Consider the following 3,878-nt stretch of genomic DNA (forward strand, 5'->3'; position numbering starts at 1 on the left):
ATGTGTCAAACTTATTGCTGATTGGTTGCTCCTCAGCAGAGCCAATGTCCTCTTCAGTTTGATGTGGTAATATAATTAATTTAAATTGAAAAATTACCAACTATTTTTGACCACATTACCTTTTATTTTAAGATGATAAAATCTATAACGCTTATTTTATAGAACTGATGATATCATGTTTGGTAATTATATGGTGTTTACCATTTTCTAATTCGACTAAAACTGCTTGATTGTCTTTGGTAATCAATTTAGAGATTTCATCTATGGTTGTATTTGCTTTTACAATTGGAAAAGGCTTACCCATAATTTCACGAATCGGTTTATCGGCTATATCTTTGTCGGCGACAAAACTTCTGAATAAATCGGTTTCATCAATGCTACCTACAAAACCAGTAGTATCAATTACAGGAATTTGAGAAATATTGTATTTCTTCAATCGCTCAATTGCGTGAGAAACTAACTCCTCAGTACGAACGATTACTAAAGGTTTGTCACTATGGCTTTTAATCAAATCGGAAGCTTTGGTAATATCTTCGTCTAAAAATCCACGTTCGCGCATCCAGTCGTCGTTAAACATTTTTCCAACATAACGGCTACCGCTGTCGTGGAACAGTACCACCACAACATCTTCAGGTTTAAAATGCTCTTTTAACTGGTGCAATCCTTTGACGCATGAACCGGCCGAATTACCAACAAAAATTCCTTCTTCGACGGCTATTTTTCGGGTGTAAACGGCAGCGTCTTTATCGGTGACTTTAGTAAAACCATCAATTAATGAAAAATCGACATTTAGGGGTAAAATGTCTTCGCCAATACCTTCAGTAATATAGGAATAAATTTCGTTTTCGTCAAAAATTCCGGTTTCGTGGTATTTTTTAAAAACCGATCCGTAGGTATCAATTCCCCAAATTTTGATGTTTGGATTTTTTTCCTTTAAATATTTAGCAACCCCAGAAATTGTTCCGCCTGTTCCTACACCCACTACAAAATGAGTTACTTTTCCGTCGGTTTGCTCCCAAATTTCAGGACCTGTTTGCTCGTAATGAGCTACTGCATTGGAGGGGTTATCGTATTGATTGACGTACCATGAATTGGGAATTTCAGTTGCCAAACGTTTTGAAACTGAATAATACGACCGAGGATCAGTTGGTTCAACATCGGTAGGACAAACTACAACTTTGGCTCCAACTGCCCGAAGAATGTCCATTTTTTCTTTGGATTGCTTGTCGGAAATCACAAAAACACATTTATAACCTTTGACAATTGCTGCTAGAGCCAATCCCATTCCTGTATTTCCGGAAGTTCCCTCGATGATTGTTCCTCCAGGTTTTAATCGGCCATCAGCTTCGGCATCTTCAACCATTTTTAGAGCCATTCGGTCTTTGGTGGAATTTCCTGGGTTAAAGGTCTCTACTTTAGCCAAAACCAACGCATCAATCCCCTCAATTACTTTATTTAGTTTTACGAGTGGTGTATTTCCGATGGTTTCTAATATATTTTTTGCGTATTTCATACTGAGTTTGTTGGGTTTTGAACGAAACTGTTCCTTTTTAAAATGAGTACAAATATATTGATAAAAAAAGACATTACAAAAGTGCTATGAAAACCCGACTAACCCCGATTATCTCATACGATGCTATTGTTTTTGTAATGCTTTCGATGAATACAAAGCATTTGCAGCGAAACTGCCCGACTTTTTGGACGGGTATTGCAGCGGAAAGCGGGAATAGGGATCCCTAAAGAGCCTAAAGATTCGTTCCAACAGATTATTGAAAAAAGTTCCAAACAACACCAAAACGTACCATAAAATCGCGATACGGATAGCTTGGAGCACTGTAAAAATCGTTGCCGGTGAAGGATGAATTGAAATGTTCTGCTTTTAAATAAATTCGTGTTTGACGGATTTTAGCGTTAAAAAAGAAGTCCAACATGGGAAAATCGCCAATTTGTTTTTGGTTTTGGATGTAAAAATCGCCTACAATTGGGTTGTAATCGTTGGCATAAAACGTAGTGAAATAATTGAGCGTTATTCCGGTTTGAAAAAAAAGAGCGCGTTTAAAAATGTAATCCGAAAAGTAAATCGTATTTCTTGTGGTAAATTTTGGGATATTGATAATTGCCTCATCCTGTTCAACTTGCTGATACAAAAGGGTATTATCAAGGGCAAACTTACCGTAGCGGAATTCTTTACTCAACTTTAAGGAAAAATATTTGATGGTTCCTGCAAATTGGTTGGGCGTTAAAATCACTTGTTGATTGTTGGTGCTGGTGTTGGCAAAATAAAGCTTATCTTCTAGTACAGAAACTTGAGCAGCAGCATTTAACCATTTTGTTTCGGCAAGGGCTTCTAAATTACTGATTTTTTCGTTGTTAAAACTATTGGACCAATTGTAGGCCTTGTAACTGCTTTGAAACAAATTATATACGTGATCGGGAATTTTAGTACTGTTTTGCAGTTTAAATCCAATCGAATTTTCGTCGTCAATTTGAAAATTAGCCTTAACATCGAGATTGCGCATTGGTTGAGTGGATATAGAGTTAGAAAAAGTTGCGATTCCGTTCCAGCGGCCTTTTTGATAGGTATAACTTCCGCCAATGGTGTTGATTCGGTCGTTTAATGCATTCGGAATAACAGAACCATTCGCAAACACAATGATTGTTTTGTAAAAATGGTTGTAGATAAAATCTTCTACAAAAAACTGAAATTTTCCTAAAAGTAGGTTTTCATAAGTAGCACCAATTTTGTTATACATCCGGTTGTACCGTGTTTTATCATTAATTCCAGAGGGAACATACGAATCACCGTATCTGTTGAAAACCAAATTTGCACCTCCGTCGGGGTCGAAAATTGATGAAGCTAGAGTGGTTTGTGTATATTCGAAAAATTTATTTTCAAAATTAAACTGGTGGTCGATGTATAAATTATTAGTGTTTCGGGTTTTATTAATTCGAAAATGGTGATCAAAAAAATACCGATTTCCGTCGAGTAAAGACTTTGCATCTTCGTTGTAGACTGTTAGTCGAGCTCTATCGACAAAAGCGGGATTATCTCCTTCAAAGTCGGCGGCATTTACAATTCCACCGTTTTCGCCATTCGAAAGGTCTTGGGCAGTAAAATGTGCTTTGATTTGATAACGTAAATCGGAGGTATGATAATTCGATGTAAACCTGAAATTACCAGCACTGGAAAGTTGATTGACATATTTCCCGACAGAGTTCAGACCTTTGTAGGCAATAGAAAAGTTTAAGTTTTTAGAAGAATTTACGGTAATAAATGCGTCGAGGGATTGTCCTTGTTCCATCACTGTTTTGAAATACAACTCCGTTAAGGGTGTTGCGACAGAATAGTAACGCATGTTGTTTGTTTGAAGATAATTAAAATGTTTTCCCGTAAAACCTACTGAAGGAAAACTAGTAAATTCATTAAGACCAAAATCCAGAGTTTGATACGGTTGGCCTTCATTTGCAAAAGGTAAGAGCCCAAAATTATCCTTTCTTAAATAATTATAGATGTATTCTTTGCGTATCGTTAAAGTAGTATCGAGATAAGTGGTATCGTTATCGATTGTAACAATTCGATACAAATCTATGGGAGCTCGTTTAAATTTTCCAGAAGTGGATTTTAAATTTTGAGTGGTGTCACTAATTTGAAGTGAAGAAGGATTTCCTTTTTGAGTTTTGACTTTATTGTTTAAAACCTGCTTTTTTTGTGCAACAACAAATAACGAAAAAAGTAAAGCCAGAATAAGATAAAAATGTTTCGACATTATTCATTTTAATTTGAACAAAGATACTTTATTTTTTATTTACATATTTATAAAAAAGGCAGTCTAGGCTTACTGTAAAAAAAAACGTCAAAGTATTACATAACTTGCAGT

At 35.8% G+C, this 3,878-nt stretch carries 2 protein-coding genes; both read right to left on the bottom strand.

The genetic code is table 11. The features are described 5' to 3' along the window. Positions 1-151: 151 nt before the first annotated feature. Positions 152-1,513 (bottom strand): pyridoxal-phosphate dependent enzyme, encoded by a 1,362-nt coding sequence (locus tag ACIQ2X_RS14545; protein WP_396179675.1) that lies wholly within the window; start codon positions 1,511-1,513, stop codon positions 152-154. A 253-nt stretch (positions 1,514-1,766) separates the two neighbouring features. Next, positions 1,767-3,767, bottom strand: coding sequence for a putative porin (locus ACIQ2X_RS14550; protein WP_396179676.1), 2,001 nt, complete (start codon positions 3,765-3,767; stop codon positions 1,767-1,769). Positions 3,768-3,878: the final 111 nt, after the last annotated feature.

The sequence above is a fragment of the Flavobacterium sp. genome, from assembly GCF_044368625.1.
GTDB lineage: Bacteria > Bacteroidota > Bacteroidia > Flavobacteriales > Flavobacteriaceae > Flavobacterium.

What these genes read in the sequence shown, in the direction of transcription:
- ACIQ2X_RS14550 (WP_396179676.1), bottom strand. Translation starts at nt 3,767, where the DNA reads ATGTCGAAACATTTTTATCTTATTCTGGCTTTACTTTTTTCGTTATTT.
- ACIQ2X_RS14545 (WP_396179675.1), bottom strand. Translation starts at nt 1,513, where the DNA reads ATGAAATACGCAAAAAATATATTAGAAACCATCGGAAATACACCACTC.